1 protein-coding gene is annotated in these 250 nt (G+C 58.8%); it reads left to right on the top strand.

Going from position 1 to position 250, the window contains the following annotated elements:
• A partial coding sequence (locus SB756_RS33300) for a hypothetical protein (RefSeq protein WP_410913662.1) occupies positions 1–208 on the top strand: 208 nt, incomplete at its 5' end.
• Positions 209–250: the final 42 nt, after the last annotated feature.

Raw genomic sequence — 250 nt, 5'->3', positions numbered from 1 at the left:
CTTTGCCAATACTGCCAATACCCAGAGCGCGCCTGGGTACACCGTGGTGGATGCCAATGTTGCCTGGCAGGTGCTGCCGGATGTGCGGCTGGGGTTGCAGTTGAACAACCTGTTCGACCGGGAGTATGTGCAGTCGGCGTTCAGTGGGCAGCAGTGGTTGATGGGGATGCCACGGTCGTATTTTGCGACGGTGGATTACAGCTTCTGATTGAGTTGCCTGTGCCCGCGAAGAAGCCGGAGCAGGCAACAC

The organism is Pseudomonas sp. SIMBA_068 (genome assembly GCF_046534705.1).
Classification (GTDB): domain Bacteria; phylum Pseudomonadota; class Gammaproteobacteria; order Pseudomonadales; family Pseudomonadaceae; genus Aquipseudomonas; species Aquipseudomonas putida.
The sequence above is the reverse complement of the archived record's forward strand: the minus strand, read 5'-3'. Positions and strand labels throughout refer to the sequence as shown.